The organism is Bradyrhizobium sp. LeoA1Lang, assembly GCF_055413685.1.
Window position 1 is genome coordinate 1 of the sequence record NZ_JBVAPG010000404.1, and the last position, 1,339, is coordinate 1,339.

The 1,339-nt window shown below is 56.7% G+C and carries 1 pseudogene; it reads right to left on the minus strand.

Going from position 1 to position 1,339, the window contains the following annotated elements:
- Window positions 1-129 precede the first annotated feature (129 nt).
- Window positions 130-624, minus strand: a pseudogene (locus tag ACZYOF_RS43790) (tyrosine-type recombinase/integrase); the annotation flags it as partial.
- Between the last annotated feature and the right edge of the window lie 715 nt (window positions 625-1,339).

Here is a 1,339-nt window from a genome sequence, read left to right on the forward strand (position 1 = left end):
GCTTCTCATAGTTAGCAAGCAGTTGATCCAGCAGTTCAGGTGTAATCGTCGTGTCGGTCGTCATGTGAGTCTCCTCGGTAAGGTAAACTCACAGAAACCTGCTTACACATTCTTTCTGACACCCTCGTAACGGTCCCTGCCGCCTTTGCCCTGCTCGACCCGGATTACCATCCGCTGGCTGTCGATATCCGCGACCTTGAGGAAAACCACCTCCGACACGCGTAATCCGGTGGCATAGACTGTTGTCAACGCTATGCGGCTCTTCAGGCTCGGGATCGCCTCCAGAAAGCTCACCACCTCGTCGGCACTCAGCACGACCGGCAGCTTGCGTGGCTCCCGCGCGTAGGCGATGCGCTCCGGGATCGTGTTGTGGCCGAGCGTCACGCCGTAAAAAAAGCGCAACGCACAGACAATCTGATTAAGCGCAGGCCATGATATCCCCGTCGCCACCAGATGAACCTGGAACGCGTGGACATCCTCCAAGCCCAGATGGTCGGGCGATCGGCCAAAATATCGGCTGAACTTCGATACCGCGTTCAGATATGATCGCTGCGTCGCCGGCGACAAGTTGCGGACCGTCATGTCCTCGATCATGCGGCGGCGGAGAGGGCTCACCTGGGCCATCGGAAAACTCCTGTCTGAAGGGTTGGGCTCTGAAAACCCTCGATCCTCTCAGACAGGAGGCGGCCGTTACTACCTCTCCTCAAATGCCGCGCCAGCGGCTTCGTTCAATCCCGATTCCAGTCAAAAACAACATGCTATAGATTGTCGGACCCGGCTTGAAACAGCGAAAGCTTTATTCTCGGCGGTCACTGTTCTTGGCGTGCTTGGTTATCCCCCAATGCAAACGCGGTTGTTGGATTGCAGATCGTTAGTGATCTTCTGTTGTTTGCAATGCTTCTTTCCCACTTGGTGGGCGCTTCTCACGGCCGCATCCGCTGCCATGGCCTTGCCTGAGACCTGCGAGGCGTTTGGGCTGCAGTCCGCACCTTCGTTCCGCTGTCTCAGCCTGCCTGCCCAAACGACGCCGATCGGTGGTGTCCATAAGCCCCTTTCGGATGCAAGCATCTTCGGCGGCCATCCGCCAATCAATCCCACCCCAAGGAAGTTTCCCCATAGGCTTCCCCTATGACCGAACCCAAAAGTCCCTATTTGTCAGTCCAGGCACCGCTCGTTACTCGTTAACGGTTTTACGGAGACCAGAGCCTATGCTCTGAAATGGACCCCGATTGTGGGACCACGTGCTTAGTTGGAAGGGGCTGCTCCGTTTGATAGACGGAGCGCATGATGACGACAAAGACGAGACGCAAGATCGACGCGGCACTGAAGGCAAAGATCG